The organism is Epibacterium sp. ABZ3_068 (assembly GCF_056159265.1).
The window spans coordinates 3,988,558-4,007,483 of record NZ_JBSWUV010000001.1; the positions used below are offsets into that span (position 1 = coordinate 3,988,558).

General features: G+C 57.0%; 22 protein-coding genes. 8 read left to right on the plus strand and 14 right to left on the minus strand.

The window, feature by feature from the left end; translation table 11 throughout:
- Nucleotides 1–5 precede the first annotated feature (5 nt).
- A complete protein-coding gene (locus ACXAEW_RS19305; protein ID WP_474942876.1) occupies nt 6–686 on the minus strand; it encodes a TIGR04283 family arsenosugar biosynthesis glycosyltransferase in 681 nt (226 codons plus the stop codon).
- Between the two features lie 105 nt (nt 687–791).
- On the opposite strand from ACXAEW_RS19305, the gene ygfZ reads away from it, so the two are divergent.
- Both ygfZ and ACXAEW_RS19315 read left to right on the plus strand, forming a co-directional pair.
- Entirely contained in the window at nt 792–1,532 is a 741-nt protein-coding gene (gene ygfZ, locus ACXAEW_RS19310; RefSeq protein WP_474942877.1) for a CAF17-like 4Fe-4S cluster assembly/insertion protein YgfZ, read from the plus strand.
- A gap of 71 nt (nt 1,533–1,603) precedes the next feature.
- Nucleotides 1,604–2,185, plus strand: coding sequence for a hypothetical protein (locus ACXAEW_RS19315; protein WP_474942878.1), 582 nt, complete (start codon nt 1,604–1,606; stop codon nt 2,183–2,185).
- Nucleotides 2,186–2,313: 128 nt separating this feature from the next.
- Here ACXAEW_RS19315 and ACXAEW_RS19320 read toward each other — a convergent pair whose 3' ends face one another.
- Nucleotides 2,314–2,568 (minus strand): YdcH family protein, encoded by a 255-nt coding sequence (locus tag ACXAEW_RS19320; protein ID WP_474942879.1) that lies wholly within the window; start codon nt 2,566–2,568, stop codon nt 2,314–2,316.
- Between the two features lie 140 nt (nt 2,569–2,708).
- On the opposite strand from ACXAEW_RS19320, the gene ACXAEW_RS19325 reads away from it, so the two are divergent.
- Entirely contained in the window at nt 2,709–3,638 is a 930-nt protein-coding gene (locus tag ACXAEW_RS19325; protein WP_474942880.1) for a hydrogen peroxide-inducible genes activator, read from the plus strand.
- A gap of 110 nt (nt 3,639–3,748) precedes the next feature.
- Here the strand turns inward: ACXAEW_RS19325 and ACXAEW_RS19330 are convergent, their stop codons facing one another.
- The 5 genes from ACXAEW_RS19330 to efp form a co-directional block, all read right to left on the minus strand.
- Nucleotides 3,749–4,867: an acyltransferase family protein gene (locus ACXAEW_RS19330; RefSeq protein ID WP_474942881.1), complete on the minus strand. Its 1,119-nt coding sequence runs from the start codon at nt 4,865–4,867 to the stop codon at nt 3,749–3,751.
- Nucleotides 4,868–4,871: 4 nt separating this feature from the next.
- On the minus strand, nt 4,872–5,822 hold the full coding sequence (locus ACXAEW_RS19335) for a sterol desaturase family protein (protein WP_474942882.1): 951 nt from the start codon (nt 5,820–5,822) through the stop codon (nt 4,872–4,874).
- A gap of 288 nt (nt 5,823–6,110) precedes the next feature.
- Complete coding sequence (adh, locus tag ACXAEW_RS19340; protein ID WP_474942883.1) at nt 6,111–7,631, minus strand: aldehyde dehydrogenase; 1,521 nt, start codon at nt 7,629–7,631, stop codon at nt 6,111–6,113.
- Between the two features lie 177 nt (nt 7,632–7,808).
- Nucleotides 7,809–8,783 (minus strand): helix-turn-helix domain-containing protein, encoded by a 975-nt coding sequence (locus ACXAEW_RS19345; protein ID WP_474942884.1) that lies wholly within the window; start codon nt 8,781–8,783, stop codon nt 7,809–7,811.
- A gap of 207 nt (nt 8,784–8,990) precedes the next feature.
- Entirely contained in the window at nt 8,991–9,554 is a 564-nt protein-coding gene (efp, locus tag ACXAEW_RS19350) for an elongation factor P (RefSeq protein WP_474942885.1), read from the minus strand.
- Nucleotides 9,555–9,791: 237 nt separating this feature from the next.
- On the opposite strand from efp, the gene ACXAEW_RS19355 reads away from it, so the two are divergent.
- Entirely contained in the window at nt 9,792–10,106 is a 315-nt protein-coding gene (locus ACXAEW_RS19355; RefSeq protein ID WP_474942886.1) for a DUF6280 family protein, read from the plus strand.
- A 106-nt stretch (nt 10,107–10,212) separates the two neighbouring features.
- On the opposite strand, the gene ACXAEW_RS19360 is transcribed toward ACXAEW_RS19355, so the two are convergent.
- Nucleotides 10,213–10,785: a cobalamin biosynthesis protein CobQ gene (locus tag ACXAEW_RS19360; RefSeq protein WP_474942887.1), complete on the minus strand. Its 573-nt coding sequence runs from the start codon at nt 10,783–10,785 to the stop codon at nt 10,213–10,215.
- Between the two features lie 83 nt (nt 10,786–10,868).
- Between ACXAEW_RS19360 and ACXAEW_RS19365 the strand changes: the two genes are divergently transcribed.
- A complete protein-coding gene (locus ACXAEW_RS19365; RefSeq protein ID WP_474943071.1) occupies nt 10,869–12,311 on the plus strand; it encodes a cobyric acid synthase in 1,443 nt (480 codons plus the stop codon).
- Between the two features lie 285 nt (nt 12,312–12,596).
- Here the strand turns inward: ACXAEW_RS19365 and ACXAEW_RS19370 are convergent, their stop codons facing one another.
- From ACXAEW_RS19370 to ACXAEW_RS19390, 5 genes are all read right to left on the minus strand, one after another.
- Nucleotides 12,597–13,682, minus strand: a complete 1,086-nt coding sequence (locus ACXAEW_RS19370) for a hypothetical protein (RefSeq protein ID WP_474942888.1) — start codon at nt 13,680–13,682, stop codon at nt 12,597–12,599.
- A 91-nt stretch (nt 13,683–13,773) separates the two neighbouring features.
- Nucleotides 13,774–15,219, minus strand: a complete 1,446-nt coding sequence (locus ACXAEW_RS19375; protein ID WP_474942889.1) for a TolC family outer membrane protein — start codon at nt 15,217–15,219, stop codon at nt 13,774–13,776.
- A gap of 155 nt (nt 15,220–15,374) precedes the next feature.
- Nucleotides 15,375–16,028, minus strand: a complete 654-nt coding sequence (locus ACXAEW_RS19380; RefSeq protein WP_474942890.1) for a protein-L-isoaspartate O-methyltransferase family protein — start codon at nt 16,026–16,028, stop codon at nt 15,375–15,377.
- A gap of 103 nt (nt 16,029–16,131) precedes the next feature.
- On the minus strand, nt 16,132–16,641 hold the full coding sequence (locus tag ACXAEW_RS19385; RefSeq protein ID WP_474942891.1) for a PhnA domain-containing protein: 510 nt from the start codon (nt 16,639–16,641) through the stop codon (nt 16,132–16,134).
- Between the two features lie 160 nt (nt 16,642–16,801).
- A complete protein-coding gene (locus tag ACXAEW_RS19390; RefSeq protein ID WP_474942892.1) occupies nt 16,802–16,987 on the minus strand; it encodes a CTP synthetase in 186 nt (61 codons plus the stop codon).
- Between the two features lie 234 nt (nt 16,988–17,221).
- Between ACXAEW_RS19390 and ACXAEW_RS19395 the strand changes: the two genes are divergently transcribed.
- The 3 genes from ACXAEW_RS19395 (at nt 17,222) to ACXAEW_RS19405 (ending at nt 18,235) form a co-directional block, all read left to right on the plus strand.
- A complete protein-coding gene (locus ACXAEW_RS19395) occupies nt 17,222–17,359 on the plus strand; it encodes an entericidin A/B family lipoprotein (protein ID WP_474942893.1) in 138 nt (45 codons plus the stop codon).
- A 131-nt stretch (nt 17,360–17,490) separates the two neighbouring features.
- Nucleotides 17,491–17,631, plus strand: a complete 141-nt coding sequence (locus ACXAEW_RS19400; protein WP_153214844.1) for a hypothetical protein — start codon at nt 17,491–17,493, stop codon at nt 17,629–17,631.
- Nucleotides 17,632–17,929: 298 nt separating this feature from the next.
- Complete coding sequence (locus tag ACXAEW_RS19405) at nt 17,930–18,235, plus strand: hypothetical protein (protein ID WP_474942894.1); 306 nt, start codon at nt 17,930–17,932, stop codon at nt 18,233–18,235.
- Here the strand turns inward: ACXAEW_RS19405 and ACXAEW_RS19410 are convergent.
- On the minus strand, nt 18,228–18,818 hold the full coding sequence (locus tag ACXAEW_RS19410; RefSeq protein ID WP_474942895.1) for a hypothetical protein: 591 nt from the start codon (nt 18,816–18,818) through the stop codon (nt 18,228–18,230). The genes ACXAEW_RS19405 and ACXAEW_RS19410 overlap by 8 nt on opposite strands.
- Nucleotides 18,819–18,926: the final 108 nt, after the last annotated feature.

Sequence of the window (18,926 nt, forward strand, 5' to 3'; positions counted from 1 at the left end):
GCTGGTCAGCGCCGGTAGGCTGCGGCCAGCTTTTCCGGGTCGGCCCCCATTGCATATCGCATCAGCGTGCACAGGTTGCGGCTGCCGCGCCGGATCCAGCCATCGCGCTGATAGCGCTCTGCGCTGGTCAACGCATAGGCGGGCAGAATGCGCATATCCGGCAGACGGCGGGCGATTTCCACGTCTTCCATCAGCGGTTGGTCCGGATACCCCCCTTTGGCGTGATAAAGCGCGGTTGGCATCAAAAGCCCCTGATCCCCATAAGGCAGGCCAAGAACGGCCGAACGCAGGTTGGCCCATCCTGCAACCGCCGCCGGGCGCAGACCGCGTGTCGAAAACGCCAGTTTGAAATGGCCGGGCCGGTTCGGGAACATGCGGATATGTTCCGTGACAACCTTGCTCCACCCTGCTTCCAGAACTGTATCTGCATGGAGAACCAGGAGCCATTCCCCCTTGGCCGCAGCGCAGCCCCGACGCAGCTGTCCTCCGCGTGAAGCGGGACCTGTGATGATCTCTGCCCCCGCCTCATCTGCGATCTTCAACGTCGTGTCGGTCGAGCCGCCATCGGTGATCAACAGCTCCCGGATCAAACCGGCGGACAGCCCCTCCATCAACATCTCGATGCTTGCCTGCATATGCGGCGCGGCATTGAGCGTGGGGATCACAACACTGATCGGGGCTGTCATCGACGAAATCCTGTTTATTTCCGGCAACATTCCTATATCACAGCCAGAGAGAAAAGCACGCCCCAGCAGCATCACACCAAAGCCAACATCAAAAAAGAGGCCCGAATGACCGCCCGCACACTCTTCCGCCTGAGCGGCGCAGACACCCGCTCCTTCCTGCAGAACCTGGTGACAAACAACGTAGACGGGATCGACCAAGGTCTGGTTTACGCGGCGCTCCTGACCCCTCAGGGAAAATATCTGGCCGATTTCTTCCTGCTGGCGGACGGGGATGATGTGCTGCTGGATGTGGACAGCACGCTGGCCCCCGGACTGGCGCAGCGTTTGAATATGTATCGTTTGCGGGCTGATGTGACGCTGGAGGAGACTGATTTGCGGGTGAAACGCGGCACTTCGAATGCGCCTGACGGGGCGCTGACGGATCCGCGCCACGCAGATCTGGGCTGGCGGCTTTATGGCAGCGAAGGGGGCGATGACGGCAGCAACTGGGATGCGATCCGCGTGGCCCACTGCATTCCCGAAACAGGTATCGAGCTGACCACGGACAGCTATATTCTGGAAGCCGGGTTCGAGGTGCTGTCGGGGGTGGATTTCCGCAAGGGCTGTTATGTCGGCCAGGAAGTCACGGCGCGGATGAAGCACAAGACAACCCTGAAGAAAGGTCTGCAGGTTGTTGATATTTCGGGCTCTGCGCCGGTTGGCACAGAGATCACGGCCGCGGGCAAACCGGTTGGGACTCTCTTTACCCAGGCGGGCACCAAGGCGATTGCCTATTTGCGCTATGACCGCGCGACGGGTGACATGCAGGCAGGCGATGCGACCTTGCGTTGGAGCGAAGGCCCCTAACCTCATGTTCATTGATGGCTGTTAGGGCTGGATCAAATTCTTCTTTTTCTGATTGGATTAGCCAAGTGGTGATGAGATTTACCAAAGGGATCGCAGCGGGGCTTTTGATCCCATTGGTCTGGAGCACCGCGGTTTCAGCCGAAGACTGGTACTGGAGCTACGACGACTGGCAAGTCCACGTCGAGGGAGTAGACACCGGCGAGGATTGGCGCCTGACCTGCACCGCCTGGACCGGAGGCGACGGGGAACCTACCCTTCGGTTGGAGACCTCAAACGGGGATGGCGGGCCACCGGATGATTACCCACAGCTGACCGTCCACGAAAGCGCGCCGCGCGGTTACAACACCCAAATGCAGAACGGCCAGGCCGTGACGCTGATCGTTGATCAGAGCATTGATTACTATGCGCTGGTGGACGCGTATTTTCACGATGACGGGATCCTGCAGGCAAGGGCCCAAGTGCGCTGGAATGATGCAGTCTATGTTCTGATGGGAATGAAAGGTGGCAGCCAGATGGACGTGCGGCTTTTGTCTCCGATCAAAGCCAGCGAGCGCGTGTACCTGGCCTCTCTCAAAGGGTTTACCGCCGCCTATGGTAAGATGATGGACAGTTGCGGGCACTCGATTGAGATCACAGAACCGGCGCTGGATTGATGGCGCCGGTGCGGATTGCGGCGTGTCACTACGCCGTAGTCTAACTCTAAAAGCCGAAGCCGATCCCCTTGCGCCTGCGGCAGGTGTGAAGCCCGGGCGGGCGCGTCTGTCGCCCACCCCAAAGCGCATTATGCGCCGATGCTCGTAAAGGCTTTTGACGTGGTCGGTTTGATGGCTCCGATCTTCTTGAGCTTGACCAGACAGCGCCGCATCTGATCTTTAAGATGGACCCGTTGTTTCTTCAGACTTTGCAGAACAATGCTACAGGGCACCGGCCGTTTGAGCTCTGAGGCGATTTTGGCGCTGACCAGACCGTGTTTGATTTTCAGCTTTGTAAATTTGATGTGCAGCGAAAAGATCTTCACCCGCTTTGGTTTTCTCATCGAAGGGTCTCCTCGGTTTTGACGTGAAACAGGCAACCGTTACTGGGCTGCTCTCTTGAAATGGGGGGGAAATCTTGACGGAAAAGACATTTAATCTACAAAGAATGATAGCTTTTTCCTATCTGAAATCTGAGGATAAGATGGCAGACCTGACACTGAAACAAATGAAGTATTTTGCAGTGCTGAGCCGCACGCTGCAGTTTCGCAAAGCCGCCCGGCAGCTTGATATCAGTCAACCATCGCTGAGCGCGCAGATCAGCGCCTTTGAAGCAGTCCTTGGGGCCCGGCTCATTGAGCGCAAGAAAAGTGGTTTGATCCTGACCCCGACGGGCCGTGAGATCGCCGCCCATGTTGAAACGGTGCTGAACGATGTCGAACAGTTGAAACATATCGCTGCCCCAAAAAGTGAGAGTATCGAAGGCACGCTCAGGCTTGGGTCTTCGCCCACGATCGGGCCCTATCTGCTCCCTTGGGTTTTACGCCAGTTGCACATGTCTTTCCCGGCCCTCAAACTGATCATCCGCGACGGGTCTCCCAAAGAGCTGAGTGAGGAACTGGCTGCCGGAAAGCATGACCTCATCCTGACCCAGCTCCCTGTTTCAGAAGAGGGTTTTGTTTCTGAAGAACTCTATCGCGAGCCCTTGAAACTGGCGGTCACAGGCGACCATCCCCTTGCACGGCAGGAAACAGTGAAACGCTCGGATCTGACAGGGCAGTATCTGCTGTCCCTTAGTCCACAGTATGCACTGCATCGCCAAATTGCCGATTTTTGCCATCGCTCCGGCGCAACGCTGAGAACAGATCTGGAGGGCACCAGCCTGGATGCATTGCGCCAGATGGTATCTCTTGGCATGGGGATCACGCTTTTGCCGTCGCTTTACGTGCAATCCGAGGTCCAGAAAGATCTGGGAGATGTCTCAATTCTTGATCTGACACCGGAACCACATCGCCATATTGGTTTGGTCTGGCGCGCCGCGAGCGGAAGCCCCCGCGCCTATTCTCAACTGGCCAAATTTATCAGAGGGGTTGCGATGAGCGAATTTCGGGGTGAAATCCGCCCCAGCCCGTGAAGCCGCGGGCAATTGCTTGCCCGGGATTTCGCAGGAGATTGCAAGGCCCGTTTGCTGTTTGAGACCACGAACGAAATTTTCCAGCCGCTTGGCCGTTGCAGCCCCCCGCCCTACTGGGACCGCGTCTGCCCTGCGGCAAGGTTCTTTTTCCCGGCAAAACGCGCGTCAGAATTTCGCCAAACGCGCAGACCCCATTGCCGCAAGACCGGCAAGCGCCGTTCAAAGGCTTCGGCGAAGAGATAGCACAGCACCATCGTGGACCCAAGAAGCAGGGCGTCGCTGATCAGATCGTGACTGGCGAGGCCCAGGGCGGCAAGGAACTGTAGCGCTGGGTAGTGCAGAAGGTAGAGCGAGAAGCTTCCAGCCGCCAGCCAGCGGATCGAAGCCGTGGCACGTCCCTGCGCATGACCGACCATGAGTGTCACCATTCCCAAAAGATGCGCACCAACCATCAGGGCAAGGACCGTGTTCCAGAGGAACTCGTCCGAAAACCGCAGGCTGGCCTGATATTGCAGGATGGGCGCGTGCAGGATCTGTGGCACCCCATAGGCAAGCGCTGCGACATAGGTCAGAACGGGGAGTGCCGCCAGATAGAGCGCTGCACGCCGGGAGGGCTTTGGCCCCTTGATGATCCACCGGTGCAGGCCGACGCCGATCAGCCACGCAGGCATCAACAGCAGAATATTGAGCCCTGCAATCCATCCGCCCAGTGCCAATAACGCGATGCGGCGCGCGCCTTGGGTGTAAAAGGCAATGCCGAAAAGCGCATAATAGGCCGCCTCGTAACTGAGTGACCAGAACGGGCCATTTGTCCCAAGCCGCGTCGCCAGGCCTGTCCACTCGTTTGAGAATGTGAGCCCGCGCAACAAAAGCTCCCATAGTGGCAAAGGGTTGTACATCCAGCCGACATAGAGATGCGGTGCCAGCTGCGCGCCGATGCGGTCAAAGGCGTAGCCCACAAGAAGAGCAGGCAGCGCAACTGAGACCAGCCGGGTCACACGGTCAAAGGCGTATTGCACCCCGCCGCCCGGTTTTGTCTGGGCAACATGGCTGATTACAAGGCCAGAGAGCACAAAGAAGATGACAACAGCATCGCTGCCGAGGTTGAGGTCCCGGACCCAGAGCCAGCGGCCATCGCTGAAACGCGGGTAGGCAAAATGCGACAGCAGAACCAGAACGGCAGCGCAAAACCGCAGTGCATCCAGATAGAAAGAGAATGCCCGTGACATTCGGCTACTCTGCCGAAGTCGGGGGCTTTGCCGACAGTGTTTCGGCCAGTGTGTCGGCCTTTGGACGATCGGCCGAGACGCGCTCCTGACGCCGTGCCAGTGCTTTTTTGATCTGCACGACACTGTCGCGGACAGGCACATAGAGGGCCGCTGTCAAGCTGTCATGGCGCTGTCGCAGACGTTTTCCTGATTTGTCCCCCAGGCCGAATTCAATGAGTTCCTGTCCACGCGGCACATAGAGCGTGCCAAACATCCAGTCCCAAACCGCCAGAACTTCGCCGTAGTTCTTGTTGTAGTGGCGCGGATCAATCGAATGGTGGATCTGGTGCTGCGCAGGCGAGATTATGATATGTTCGATCACCGGACCAAAGCTGAGCCACACATGGCTGTGACGCAGGTTGGAGCCTGCAATATTGAAGATCACATAGCAGGCGTTGATCCCTGCGAGGGTCGCGAATCCAGGGGCCTGATCAAAGAGACACAGCATGGCTCCCTGAAGAACACCCACAAAGATCCCCCGCACAAAAGATGAAATCAAATCGTAAATCGGGTGTTTTCGGTAAACCGTGACCGGTGTCATGACCTCTGCTGAATGATGCAGGGAATGAAAGGGCCAGATGATCTTGTTCTCGTGGTGGATCCGGTGGACCCAATAGGTGGCAAAATCGCTGACCACCAAAAGAAGGATTGCGATCCAGACCGGATGCAAAGGATCAACCGCCGCGTTGCCGCCGAAGGTTGCGACAATCACATTGGATACGCCCGCGCTGAAGAAAACCAATCCAAACAGGCCCAGCGTCGAAAACACCTTGCTGAGCAGGAAAATCTTCACATCGACCAGATGGGAGGCGTGAAAGTAGATCGCCTTTGGGAAGAGCCATTGAATGAATGGCACGCGGATCGCCTGCCGTCGGTAGACATAGACACAGATCCCCAAGGTGATGAGGAGATACAAGGGCCAAAGCCTGCTTTTGGGGCCGGCGGCATTCGAGACAAACTCAGCAAAGGTGGTCGATAGTGTATCCATAGTTCAGCAGGTAAAGGGTTAATCAGGCGATAATATGGCCACCCTTTGCCCCTGTTTGGGCTGTGCAGAACATTGCCCCAGGGTTCGAGAAGCGCGCGAATGCGTCCTGGAATGCCCGCGCCGCGCGTAGGGCTTACAGCTTGGGTTCGCGAATCCAAACACAAAAAGCCGAGGCATCCCTGCCCCGGCTTTCTGAATTCAACAAACCCGTGAAACTTAGAAGAAGCCCAGTTTGTTCGGGTTGTAGCTGACCAGCATGTTTTTGGTCTGCTGGTAGTGATCCAGCATCATCTTGTGGGTCTCGCGACCGATGCCGGACTGCTTGTAGCCACCAAAGGCCGCATGGGCCGGATAGGCGTGGTAGTTGTTGACCCAGACACGGCCTGCTTCGATGCCACGGCCAAAGCGGTAGCAGCGGTTTGCGTCACGCGACCAGACACCAGCGCCGAGGCCGTAGAGCGTGTCGTTTGCGATCTCCAGCGCTTCTTCGTCGGTCTTGAAGGTACAAACCGACACAACCGGGCCAAAGATCTCTTCCTGGAAGACGCGCATCTTGTTGTGGCCTTTCAGGATTGTCGGCTGCACATAAAAGCCGTTCTCCAGATCGCCACCAAAACGTGCTGCTGCGCCACCGGCCAGAACTTCGGCACCTTCTTCGACGCCGATTTGCAGGTAGGAAAGGATCTTGTCCTGCTGTTCCTGGCTTGCCTGTGCACCAACCATGGTTTCCATCAGACGCGGGTCACCCTGTTTGATGGCTTTCACGCGTGCAATGGCACGGGTGATGAACTCTTCATAGATGTCTTCGTGGATCAGCGCACGGCTTGGGCAGGTGCAGACTTCACCCTGGTTAAAGGCAAAGAGAACAAAGCCTTCGACCGCTTTGTCGAGGAATTCATCATCCTGGTCCATCACATCCTTGAAGAAGATGTTCGGGGATTTACCGCCCAGCTCCAGGGTCACCGGGATCAGGTTCTCGGTCGCGGCTTTCATGATGATCTTGCCGGTCTGGGTGGAGCCGGTAAAGGCGATCTTGGCGATACGGTCAGAGGTCGCAAGCGCAGCACCCACTTCGGCGCCATAGCCGTTGACGACGTTCAGAACACCGTCAGGCAGCAAATCTCCGATCAGCTCCATCATCACCATGATGGCGGCCGGTGTCTGTTCTGCCGGTTTCAAGACAATACAGTTGCCCGCGGCCAGCGCCGGCGCCAGTTTCCAGGCCGCCATCAGGATGGAGAAGTTCCAAGGGATGATTTGACCCACAACGCCCAGAGGCTCGTGGAAGTGATAGGCAACGGTGTCGTTGTCGATTTCCGACATCGTGCCTTCTTGACCGCGCAGAACGCCTGCGAAGTAACGGAAGTGGTCGATGGCCAGCGGAATATCGGCCAGGGTTGTTTCGCGGATCGGCTTGCCGTTGTCCCAGGTCTCGGCCTTGGCGAGAATGTCCAGGTTCTCTTCCATACGGTCTGCGATTTTCAGCAGCGTGTCAGAGCGCACAGCAGGTGCGGTTGTGCCCCATGCCTTTTTGGCCGCATGAGCCGCGTCCAGCGCGAGGGCGACGTCTTTTTCATCCGAACGGGCGATCTGGCCCACAACACCGCCGGTGATCGGGGTGATGTTGTCAAAATAACGGCCTGAAACCGGGGCGACAAACTTGCCGCCGATAAAGTTGTCGTAGCGCTCTTTGAACGGTGAAGTGAATTCACCAGCGACTTGTGTCATCTCGTTCATGATGTTGTCCTCCATGTGTGCGACCCCTCCGCCGCATCTGTGACGAGAAAGATGCACCCAAGCTGCGCCCATGTCATCTGAGACCAAGGAAGTAAATTTGCACTCTGTCTCAGGTCTGAGACAGTTGTGGGCATGCAAAGGCATACCGAACCGGCAATGTTGCAGAAAATTTTAGGGTTAGTCGGCGCGCTCGCCGATTCCGAGGCGTTTCATACGGCGATAGAGCGTCGCACGTCCGATTCCCAAAGCACGCGCTGCGCTGGAGACATTGCCTTCGGCACGGGACAGTGCACGTATCACAGCGGCGCGTTCCCCGCGTTCAAATCCCGTCGGCTCATTCTCGTCCCGGCCCAGCAAATCGGTTGCCGGACGGTGTTCAATGGGACCGGACGGAGCAAGCCCAAAGGCGCGTCGTGCGCCCCGTGTCGCGCCAATCACAATATCATCACTGTCTACCGCCAGAAGTTTGACCAACGGCCCCTCCTCTGCATCGGCCAAAATGAAACGGGCCTTGGGGAATGCGGCGCGGAAGGTCTCGGCTTCGATCTGACGGGCGGTTTGCAGGACAGATGCCGCAATCAGCTTGTTGAACCCTTCAGTCTGATCCGCGCGGGCAGACGAGACATCCAACGCCCCGATAACCTGCCCATCGGCACCAAAGATCGGCGCGTCGATGCAGCTCATCCCGGCGTTTCGGGCAAAGAAATGTTCGTCACGATGAATGATCACGTGGCGTTCCTCGGCAAGACAGGTGCCGATGCCATTGGTCCCTTCTGCCGCTTCACTCCAGTCCGCGCCTTCCCAGAGACCCCACTCACGAAACACACGGGCATCGCCATCACTGCACCGCTGCCCCAGCACGAGGCCCTTGGCATCCGTCAACAAGACGCTGCAGCCGGATTGTCCGACCAGGCGATAAAGCTGATCGAGCTGCGGCGTGGCGATGTCCAGAAAACGATCAGAGGCCTCTTTACGCGCGTTCAGCGTCGGAGCGTCGACCCGCTCTCCCCGCGAGACCTGTGCAGGGTCCAGACCGTGTTTAACTATGGAGCGCCGCCAAGACGCCACCACACGGGACTTTGCCGCACCCACGGGCGAATCCGCGGCCTCAAGCACGCGTTGCACATGTCCAGAATGCGCCAGCACTCCCATCACTCCTCCTACGGTCCCAAGTCGGGATAGGCCTGAGCATAGAGGAAAAGGCACATGGAAATAAAGATGTCTGCTGAAAAAGCAGCGCACCGCCTGAATGCGGAAATTTTAGGCAGTGCCTTCGAATGCCCCAAAACGGCGCAAAAAAGCCCTGCGAACGATCGTACGCAGGGCGTCTGGCGACCAGTGTCGCATTTTTACGGTACCTTAAGCACGCTCGGAATATTCCATGGTCTCTGTATTGACCACGATCATCTCATCCTGACCGATAAAAGGTGGCACCATGACTTTGACGCCATTGTCCAGAATCGCAGGTTTGAAAGAGTTCGCTGCTGTCTGGCCTTTTACAACCGGCTCTGTCTCGACGATCTTGCAGGTCACTTTCTGCGGCAAAGTCGCATTCAGCGCCTCGTCTTCATAGAATTCCACAACGATAGTCATACCGTCCTGAAGGAACGGACGGCGCTCGCCCAGAAGTTCGGCAGGCAGTTCGATCTGTTCGTAGGTTTCGGAATCCATAAAGATCAGCATTCCGTCGCTTTCATACAGAAATTGTTGATCTTTTTGCTCCAGACGTACCCGTTCAACCTTGTCAGCCGACCGGAAACGTTCATTGAGTTTAGATCCGTTGCGCAGGTTGCGCAGCTCCACCTGCGCAAAGGCGCCGCCCTTGCCCGGTTTCACATGGTCGACCTTGACCGCGGCCCACAGACCGTCGTTATGTTCCAGCACGTTGCCGGGGCGAATTTCGTTGCCGTTGATCTTGGGCATGGGAAATGCCTTTCGGGTGGTTGTTGAACAATTAAAAGCCCCTATATCGAGCAACAGAACGGCTGGCAAGAAAACGATCAGGGCAGAACAGCGGCAAATCGGGGCATGGAAGAGCCATGCAAAATACGCATAATAGATATGCAATTTTTGACTACCCGAATCGTCACAAAATCGCCATAAGGGGCGTCACGCCGAAAAAACAGAAATTGCAATAGCAAGAACAAAAAAGGAAGCGAGATGCGAGATTTCGTGGACGGCACTGCTTATAATAACGAGCAGGGTAACCGAGCCCGCAAACTGTTTGCAGCCGTTGTGTTGGCTGCATTGGACGACGCAATTGCGGACGACAAGAAATATGGAAATGGCCCCGAGCAGATTGCCCGCTGGGCGCGGTCGCGCGATGGCCGTGAAGTGCTGAGCTGTGCCGGCATCGACCCGAACGAGCGGGTTGTTGAAGGCCTGATGGATTTTGTAGGACGCGGAGTGCGGACTTCTGTTGCGCTGTCTCGTGAAGAAAGCGAGCGCCGCAATGCGCAGGCCGAAGCGGCCTAAGCCATCCCTACAAGCTGCCAAAAGAAAGACGCGTCCGGTGGGGGCGCGTTTTTCTTTTGGCGATCTGCGGTTTGATGGATCTGTGGTTTGAAGGATGCGTGTTGGGCTAGCCCGCAAAGATCACAAACATGACGCTGGATGTGGCGAGCTCCATCAAGGCCAAAACAGCAAAGACACCCCGTCCGAGCCGCCCCGCAGCTCTCCACAGAAAGGCAAAGCTGACAAGGCTGGCTGCCAATATCAAGGGTTCCAGGAGGCCTGCGTGGTGATGCCTGTCCCAATAGCTGATTGGGGAATGAAAGACCCATTTGCTGAATGGCCAGAAATTGGGACGCCCATCCCCTGCGTGCATGGTGAAGTCGACGCAGACATGCAATAGCGCTGCGGCACAGAGCGCCACCAACCAGTCCTTGCGCAGCCAGAGCGCCAAGGCAAGCAAGGCTCCCCAGATCGGGAATGAGTTGTCTATGGCAAAGACCTGCTGCCACAAGGGCGAAAAATACAGTTCATCAAAGACCTCCCGCACCGGGATACCAAGCACGTAGATCGACCAGGCTGCCATTACATAAAGCGAAAGATCCGGCAGCAGACTGCCAATCACCGCTGCGATCAAAACCTCCCGTCCGCCGTTGCGCCCAAACAGCGCTGCTCCGGTCAGTAGATGTGCGGGTGTGTTCATATCAGTCTCGTTTGGTTTTAAGGTCGCCCAGCGGAATCACCCGCCCGGCTCTAGGTTAGGAACACTACGTGACACGCGCGATCATGGTGCAAGGCACAGGCAGCAATGTTGGCAAATCTTTGATCGTGGCAGGGCTTGCGCGGGCGTTTACGCGGCGCGGACTGCGGGTTGCACCGTTCAAGCCCCAGAATATGTCCAACAATGCGGCGGTCACACCCGAAGGTGGCGAGATCGGTCGGGCACAGGCGCTACAGGCCCGCGCTGCTGGTCGCCTCCCTCACACAGATATGAACCCGATCTTATTGAAGCCCGAGACCGATACAGGCGCGCAGGTGATTGTACAGGGCAAGCGGCGTGGTACGCGGGCTGCCGGTTCTTTCATGCGGGACAAGACAGGCCTGCTGGAGGCAGCGCTTGAGAGTTTTCATCGGCTGGCGGCAGATGTGGATCTGATCCTGATAGAGGGCGCCGGCTCTCCGGCAGAGACCAATCTGCGCAAGGGTGACATTGCCAATATGGGCTTTGCGCAGGCGGCCAATGTGCCCGTGATCCTGATGGGGGACATTCACCGCGGCGGGGTCATAGCGCAGATTGTTGGCACTCAGGCGGTGCTGGATCAGGCGGACCGGGACAAGATCGTCGGGTTTGCCGTCAATCGGTTTCGCGGAGACCTCAGTCTGTTTGACGCGGGACGCGACGACATCGCCGCACGCACGGGCTGGCCTTCGCTGGGGGTGATCCCCTGGTTCCAGGACGCCTGGAAGTTCCCCGCAGAGGACAGTATGGACGTGGCCTCCCGAATTGGCGGCACGTTCAAAGTGGCGGTCCCTCAGTTGGAGCGGATGGCGAATTTCGACGACCTTGACCCGTTGGCCGCAGAACCTGATGTGAGCGTCGAGATGGTTCCTCCCGGACGCGCGCTACCAGGTGATGCGGATCTGGTTCTGATCCCCGGCAGCAAGTCCACTTTGGGCGATCTTGCCTTCCTGCGGGCCCAGGGTTGGGACATCGACATTAACGCGCATCACCGGCGGGGCGGACGCGTTCTGGGCCTGTGCGGCGGTTACCAGATGCTTGGGCAGTGGGTGGACGACCCTGCGGGAGTGGATGGACGTCCGGGGCGTGCCAAAGGGCTCGGGCTTTTGGATGTCGAAACGGTCATGGCTGGCGACAAGCGAGTGACACTGACGCAAGCGAAGACACGCGACGGTGGCCTGGTGGTCGACGGTTATGAGATCCACATGGGTCGCACAACCGGACCAGACTGCGCCCGCGCCTGGCTCGAGATTGACGGACGCGCTGAGGGCGCAGCAAACCTCAGTGGGCGTGTGAGCGGCACATATCTGCACGGGCTTTTCTCCAACGACGCGTTCCGCGCACAGTTTCTGGCGGACATAGGCGTGAAAAGTACGCTGTTATATGACGCTGACGTGGACGAAGCGCTGGATCAACTTGCGAGCCACTTGGAACGTTATCTGGACCTGGACCAACTTCTGGAACTGTCAGGCTCCGTAACCTCGTCCTAGAAAAGCATAAACCTGTGCGTTTACCCAAAGGGGAGCGCTCCCGCGCCCTTTGGTTCCATCGGCCAATTGGGCCGATGCCGCCTGCGGTCTTGGGCGTGGCACCGCGCCAAAGGCGCGGTGCCACGCCCAACCGGCGATGGTTTTCTCAAAAGGAAACCGGAGCTGGGCGGGAGTGTCTGCGAGACCCCATGGGATAATGTTCCACCAATCACAAAAGGACGCACCAATGCATCCCCAGAGGAGATGTTCCCCCGCAAGTCCAACGCAGATCAGCAGCCTATCGTGTCAAAGAAGGTCGTGGGCGGCCAGAGCGCGCTGAATTTCGCGGCGGACCAGTTTGCGGACATTTCGGGTGATTTTCTCACCTAACGCACCCTGTAGCTCACTGCGCACGATTTCCACGACCATATCCCGCAGCGTGTCTTCATCCAGAACAGCTGCTTCATCCGAGATGTTATCGGCAGCCAAAACCGTTTCAGCTATATCGTCTTCGATCTCTTCAGCGGTAATATCGACAACCTCGGCAGAAAGAACCTCAACAGGGTCAGCTGTCTCGGGAACAACGCTCTCATCTGCAGGCGCACGCCAGGTCGAGGTTCCATTGGCAAAAGGTCCATTCTGGCGCGCATCGGGTTCCCACTGCACTTTTGCCGTGGAATTTGCATCTGCGGCTTCCATCTCGGCTATCTTGCGCACCACGGCCGCAGCTCTCTGGCGTGCCGTTGCGTTGTGAAGCTGTGTCACCTCAGCTGTTGTCTCCGGCGCTTCAGACGGACCCCGTGGCGAAACATCATCAGCGGCACTGGCTGCTGTTTCAGCCTCACCCCCCGCGTCCTCCAGCCCGACAGCCGCATCATAAAGTGTGGTATCCGGATCTTTCCAAGGCGGAGACTGCAGCGTGCCATCTTCCGCCACCTCCGCCTCAACCTCCAGCTGCACATCGGCGTCGGCACCCCCGGCGTCCGTTGACAGTCCGCGCAGGCTAAACACATCCAGCGATGCCGGACGTTCCAACGTATCGTCCCCCCCGAGGAAACGCGCTGCAGGTGACACTTCGCTGCGGTCCTCTTCCTCATGCGGGAAGACTTCGGCCGTTTCTACCTGAGCGTCTTCCATCGTGTGTTCTGACATATTCGGACTGTCAAACACGTCTTTGGTATTCTCGGTAAAGTCATCTTCTGCGGCCGCAGGTTCCGGAGTCGCGGCGTCTTCGGGAGACACACGCAAAGCAGGTGTCAGGACAAGCCGCGGGCGCAGGCCTTTTGCGCGTGCAGAAGAGGGAGAACGCGCGATTCGGTTGTCCTCACTGACCAATCGACGGATTGAGGAAAGGACGTCTTCGACACCTGCCTGCTCTAGGGGACCTGACATGACTACCTAACTACTCTGGCCTCTTTTTTGAGACTGTAACCTGCTGAAAGGCATCCGACAACTGCCGAGTGCCTCGCGGTTTTCTTCTGTCTTATTGCTTGCCAAGCGCCTTGAGAACACGATCCAGGTCTTTTCCGCGCTTGCTGCCTGCTGCCGGGGCATCTTTAACCAGATTATAATAGAGTGTCGGGTCATAGATTTCGACCGCAAGACCGAGATGCTCGGCGGTCAGAAGACCCTGGGACTGAAGAAGTTCATAGGCAGCCAACGACAGGTTCGCCCGCGCTTGCACACGCTCAACCTGTGCATCCAGCAGCTCCTGTTCGGCTTCGAGCACATCCAGTGTTGTGCGCGCGCCTAGGGTCGCTTCCTCGCGGACACCATCAAAGGCCACACGGGCTGAGCGCACCTGCTGTTCAGACGATGTCAAACTGGCGCGTGTAGCTTCAAGCGTTGCAAAAGCCGCTGAAACACCCTGCTCGATCTGACGCTGGGCTGAAATCAGCACGCCCTTTTCAGCATCCAGGCGTGCGCGATCGGCCCGCAACGCCGATTGGCGTCCGCCACCCGCATAAATGGTCTGTCCCAGTTCAAGAGATACGCCACGAGTGTCAGTGTCGGTGCGCTGGTTAAACGTCTGTGTATGCCCAACATCACCGCGCAGGGTGATCGACGGCCCCAAAGCAGCACGGGTGCTTTCAACACGCAATTCTGCAGACTTCACCGCATGCTGCTGAGACAGCAAGGCCGGATGGTTGCGACGGGCCAGATACTGCGCATCACGCTCGGACCGCGTGCCACTTGGCAAGGGCGGTTGCCCCTGGATCGCGCCAGGTTCCCGACCAACCACTTGTTTATAAGTCGCTTGCGCCGATGCAAGGTCCCCGCGCGCCTGTGTCAGGTCCGCCTGCGCACCTGCAACCCGGCTTTGGGCGAGGGCAACATCTGTCCGCGTCACTTCGCCAACGTCAAAACGGTCCTGTGCAGCCCGCAGTTCTTCACGCAGAAGACGCAGGTTGTTGCTGCGCAGACGCACGTTTTCTTCCTGGAAGAGCACGCTGACATAAGCTGTCACCGCGTTAAACAGAACCTGCTGTTCCACGTCGAGAAGGCTTTGACGCGTCGCCAGTACAGCCTCCTGAGCGGCGCGTTTGGTGAACTGGCGCTGACCGCCGTCCCACAGAACCCAGGACAGGTTGATCGTGGCTGCAAAGGTATTGGTGTCATGGTCCTGAAGCGTAAGCGTGCCCGGCGCGCGCGAGTAACGATGCGACGCCGTCAGAGCCCAGTTCACAATCGGACGCATTGCTGCAACCGCCGAGGCCACATCTTCGTCTGCCACCCGCAGCAAGGCCCGGTTCTGTTCCAGAAGGCCGCTGGTTTTATAGGCTCCGATCAGGGCATCCGAAAGATTATCCGCCTTGAGCTGGCCGGGTGCGGCCAATACAGCCAGCATGCTGCCCGCCATTGCCAAGGCACGTACAGCGCTTTTCTTGCCGCCGTTTTGGGTTCGTCTTGCGAAAATGGTCTTCAGCATCTTTGTCACCTATCTGCCGCCGCCCCGCCCCGGATCCGGAGCCAAATGGCGTGAATTCAAACATGTTTCGGCGGCTGGACCTTAAGATCAAGCCGCCGTTTCATTCACATAATCTGTCAGGGCGCAAACCCGGACGACCACCCGCTGATCTTGGATCAGAGAGCAAATTCTGTGGCAGCTTTGAAGCCGGGCAGAACCGGCGCGGTGGCATTAAAGGCAAAACGCCAGGACACAGCGCCATTTGCCTTGTAGCCGATTTTCACTTCCCCCAGGGCGCCGGTCATAAACAGAGCCGCAATACGACCGCCGTCTTTGAGCTGGGCCAAAAGACCCTCTGGCAGTGTTTCCACCGCCTCCTGCACCACAATCACGTCATAAGGGCCATGTTCAGCGGCCCCCGCCGCCAGTTCCCCCTTATGGATGATGGCATTATCCGCGCCCACATCTGACAGAATCGACGCAGCATCGTCTGCCAGATTATCCTCTTCTTCGACACCGATAACCATTTGCGCCATGCGTGAAATCACGGCCGTGGAATATCCAAGTCCACAGCCCAGATCGAGCACCAGCTCATCCTTGTTGATATCCAGGGCATCAAGAGTTTTGGCGATGGTCCGGGCTTCAACCAGGACACGACCATTTCCCAAAGGAACATTTTGGTCGGCATAGGCCCCTTCAGCCTGAGCATCAGGCACGAATTGCTCACGCGGAACTGCCAGCATCGCTTCAATGATCGGATATTTGGTCACATCAGACGGACGGACCTGAGTATCCACCATCATGCGGCGACGTTCGGCAAAATCTGTCATTGGCACAGCTCTTTATCATTGGCAGTTGCTTCTTTCTGCCACACGGGGCGTGGCTCGGCAAGAATTCCGCATCTTTTTGCCCCGTCATTGTGGCATGGGCAACTCATTTTCGTTTTACGTATTTGGTTAGGATTACAATGCGCTGACCTTCAACGCGCCCTTCGATGTGTTCCGGGTTGTCCGCAACCAAAGAGATATTGCGCACTGCGGTCCCACGTTTGGCGGTGAACCCACCACCTTTGACGGGCAGATCCTTGATCAGAACCACTGTATCCCCAGCGGCCAGCGGGGCACCGTTACTGTCCTTGTGGGACGTCTCTGCAGGCTCGGCATCGACCCAGGCCTGTGTCTCGTCATCCAGCCAGAGCTGGTCCAAAAGATCCCGTGCCCAATCCTGATCGGACAGCCGTTTGAGCAAACGCGCTGACAGAACCTGAACCGCAGGGGTTTCACTCCACATAGTTGTGGCAAGACACCGCCAGTGATCCGAATCCATATCGCCCGAAATCTGTTCGGCACAGGTACCGCAGATTTTCACAGCGGCCGCTTCGGGACCACCCGCAACCGGAAACAGATCAACAGGAGCGGCGGCAGAACATAATTGGCAAGTCACGGGGGCGAACGGGCTCCTGAAGAGGGAAATCTATCGCCCCTTTAAATCAGCCGGTCCGGACAGGAAAGGCCTCAAACTCCGTCTCTGTCCCATGTGTTCAAAGTTGTGACTTCGATCAAACAGGAAGGCCAGAGCCTTTTTTGTCCCGACAGCGCCCTTCTCACTGCGCTCCATATAGTTGTTTTGCAATCAGCCAGCTCACCGGGACGGCGGCCACAAAGCCTATGGCCGCAGCAACGAGAATCGGCTGAAGCGTGGTCATCCCAAGCGCAAGCGCTGCAATTATCGCGGCCCCCATCAAAGTGGACCCGATAAAGACGTGAAGGATTAAAGCAAGACGGAACATTCGGACCTCGATCTCTGTACCTCGCGCGCGCAGGTGGACACATATCGAACTCCGAATTCATACGCTTTGATCTGGGTCATCCGGGGCCCTGGCCAACAGGAGTCGCAACAAAAGGCGGCCCTGCCCTGCCCCCCTGCTCGCCCCCTTGCCAAAGGCGCGGGTTTTGGGGAATGTCTGCGCAACAACGAACGACGTCCCATGCATCTGCGACGGGACCAAAGATGGAGAACCCCCATGACCCGCACCGCCCTGTTGATTCTTGCCCTGTGTGCGTTAACCGCCTGCGAGACCGCCAAAGGAGCCGGCCGCGATATCGAGAAAGCCGGACAAGCCATCGGCCAGGCCGCAACGGATGTGCAGCAGGCGCTCTGATCCGGGTTCCCGTTTATCACCCAGCAAAAGGCACATCTGCCCTGCGTCAATCTGGCGGCTACAGCCCGGCCCGGCTTTGGCGTAGCGCTCCGCGCGGACCACTCGTGTTGATCGCATCAAGGAGAGAGAAGATGGACATAAACTGGGTAAATTTCTTCCCGATCGTCTTCCTGCCGTTCAAGCTGATTGTGCTGGGCGTCGGCATGTATTTCGCCATCAAGTGGCACTATGATCAAGATAAGAAGAAGAAAGAAGAGAGTGCTGGGCAGTAGGCTCTGCTGTTTAGTTTGAGAACCTGTTCGGCCTTCGGCGACATTTGCCGGGCACTTGGAAAACCTGAATTCATTTGCAGACCTGCGCCGCAACACACGAAGGGCAGCGCAGCACCGAGGTGTGGGCAAAGCTCATGCGTTTTGTTTGATACTGACGTTCAGTTTACCAAGCGGGCCAAGGATGCGTATTCCTGCAATCTGTTCACCCCAAAATCGTGGCCGTTTCCACTTCTCAACTTGAAGAAAACAGATCATCACACCACTATAGGATGTACAGAAATAATTCCGAGATCCTAAAATGACTTATACCGAATCCGAGATCCGCAACGAAGCATGCAAAGAAATGTTAAAAGTGCCCAGACAAACTCTCAGTACTTCTGATCTCATTCAACGACTGTCCAAGCGACTAAAACCATCAGGAAAAGATGCGCAACTTGCCAAAAATCGTAGCGACACTTACTTTTCACAGAAAGTACGAAACCTAGTTTCACATCGCAATCAAAGCACTGGCCTATCCGCGCAAGGCTTAGCTGACTACGACAAGCCTACGGAGTCTTGGACACTAACCAAAATGGGACGCAGTTACGCCGCAAAACTCAATTAAATTGTCGATTTTTGTAACCGGTAGGCAACCAGTTTAATTCTGTTATTCCTTCGTGGTCCTTATCCCAAACAAACCAAGCATAGGCGGTTGTTCCACTGCCTTTGCGGACTGCTCCTTTAGGGTAGAAAGTTATTCTTTCACTAAAGACCCATACTTTGCTCGGGGCGGCACTTCTAAAAATACTTGCCTGACGTCTTGCTCCTTCTAGAAAAGCAAGCCGCAGCAGCAATGCGAATTTCCTGTCAGCGGCTTTCAGTGCGGAATGCACAAACTCTTCTGCTGCATTAAAAGGCGGGTTGGTGATAATGTTAGTTGCTTTTCTGGAAGTATTCCGGAAATCTACACCACCCTCCCCAAAGCCCCTGTCGTATAGATCCGAACTAGTGACATCTTGGCCTGTTTTTTCGAGAACGGAGCTCATTGCGCCATCGCCACAGGCACACTCCCAAATATCTCCAACGAAGGACTCGTTTTCGATAAGCGCATGGGTTGCCCAAGCTGGCGTCGGGTAAAAATCGGGTCCATCTAAATCAGCCACGCGCTTGAGAGTCGGCTGTGGGGCAGTAACAAAAATCTCGTTCATGGCTCTCTCGTTTTCTTTTATGATAGACGGTCCAAGAAACACAGCAACCCTCTTGTGAATCTTCACTATATCAAACACTTAAGACACAACCTAACGAACGTGATTTGA

Bases quoted from the DNA above. Each gene is read 5' to 3' on its own strand.
- ACXAEW_RS19375 (WP_474942889.1), bottom strand. From the start codon at position 15,219: ATGCTGAAGACCATTTTCGCAAGACGAACCCAAAACGGCGGCAAGAAA.
- ACXAEW_RS19365 (WP_474943071.1), top strand. From the start codon at position 10,869: ATGGTGCAAGGCACAGGCAGCAATGTTGGCAAATCTTTGATCGTGGCA.
- ACXAEW_RS19390 (WP_474942892.1), bottom strand. From the start codon at position 16,987: ATGTTCCGTCTTGCTTTAATCCTTCACGTCTTTATCGGGTCCACTTTG.
- ACXAEW_RS19320 (WP_474942879.1), bottom strand. From the start codon at position 2,568: ATGAGAAAACCAAAGCGGGTGAAGATCTTTTCGCTGCACATCAAATTT.
- ACXAEW_RS19370 (WP_474942888.1), bottom strand. From the start codon at position 13,682: ATGTCAGGTCCCCTAGAGCAGGCAGGTGTCGAAGACGTCCTTTCCTCA.
- ACXAEW_RS19305 (WP_474942876.1), bottom strand. From the start codon at position 686: ATGACAGCCCCGATCAGTGTTGTGATCCCCACGCTCAATGCCGCGCCG.
- ACXAEW_RS19410 (WP_474942895.1), bottom strand. From the start codon at position 18,818: ATGAACGAGATTTTTGTTACTGCCCCACAGCCGACTCTCAAGCGCGTG.
- ACXAEW_RS19360 (WP_474942887.1), bottom strand. From the start codon at position 10,785: ATGAACACACCCGCACATCTACTGACCGGAGCAGCGCTGTTTGGGCGC.
- ACXAEW_RS19315 (WP_474942878.1), top strand. From the start codon at position 1,604: ATGAGATTTACCAAAGGGATCGCAGCGGGGCTTTTGATCCCATTGGTC.
- ACXAEW_RS19405 (WP_474942894.1), top strand. From the start codon at position 17,930: ATGACTTATACCGAATCCGAGATCCGCAACGAAGCATGCAAAGAAATG.
- ACXAEW_RS19355 (WP_474942886.1), top strand. From the start codon at position 9,792: ATGCGAGATTTCGTGGACGGCACTGCTTATAATAACGAGCAGGGTAAC.
- ACXAEW_RS19395 (WP_474942893.1), top strand. From the start codon at position 17,222: ATGACCCGCACCGCCCTGTTGATTCTTGCCCTGTGTGCGTTAACCGCC.
- ygfZ (WP_474942877.1), top strand. From the start codon at position 792: ATGACCGCCCGCACACTCTTCCGCCTGAGCGGCGCAGACACCCGCTCC.
- ACXAEW_RS19380 (WP_474942890.1), bottom strand. From the start codon at position 16,028: ATGACAGATTTTGCCGAACGTCGCCGCATGATGGTGGATACTCAGGTC.
- ACXAEW_RS19330 (WP_474942881.1), bottom strand. From the start codon at position 4,867: ATGTCACGGGCATTCTCTTTCTATCTGGATGCACTGCGGTTTTGCGCT.
- efp (WP_474942885.1), bottom strand. From the start codon at position 9,554: ATGCCCAAGATCAACGGCAACGAAATTCGCCCCGGCAACGTGCTGGAA.
- ACXAEW_RS19345 (WP_474942884.1), bottom strand. From the start codon at position 8,783: ATGGGAGTGCTGGCGCATTCTGGACATGTGCAACGCGTGCTTGAGGCC.
- ACXAEW_RS19400 (WP_153214844.1), top strand. From the start codon at position 17,491: ATGGACATAAACTGGGTAAATTTCTTCCCGATCGTCTTCCTGCCGTTC.
- adh (WP_474942883.1), bottom strand. From the start codon at position 7,631: ATGAACGAGATGACACAAGTCGCTGGTGAATTCACTTCACCGTTCAAA.
- ACXAEW_RS19325 (WP_474942880.1), top strand. From the start codon at position 2,709: ATGGCAGACCTGACACTGAAACAAATGAAGTATTTTGCAGTGCTGAGC.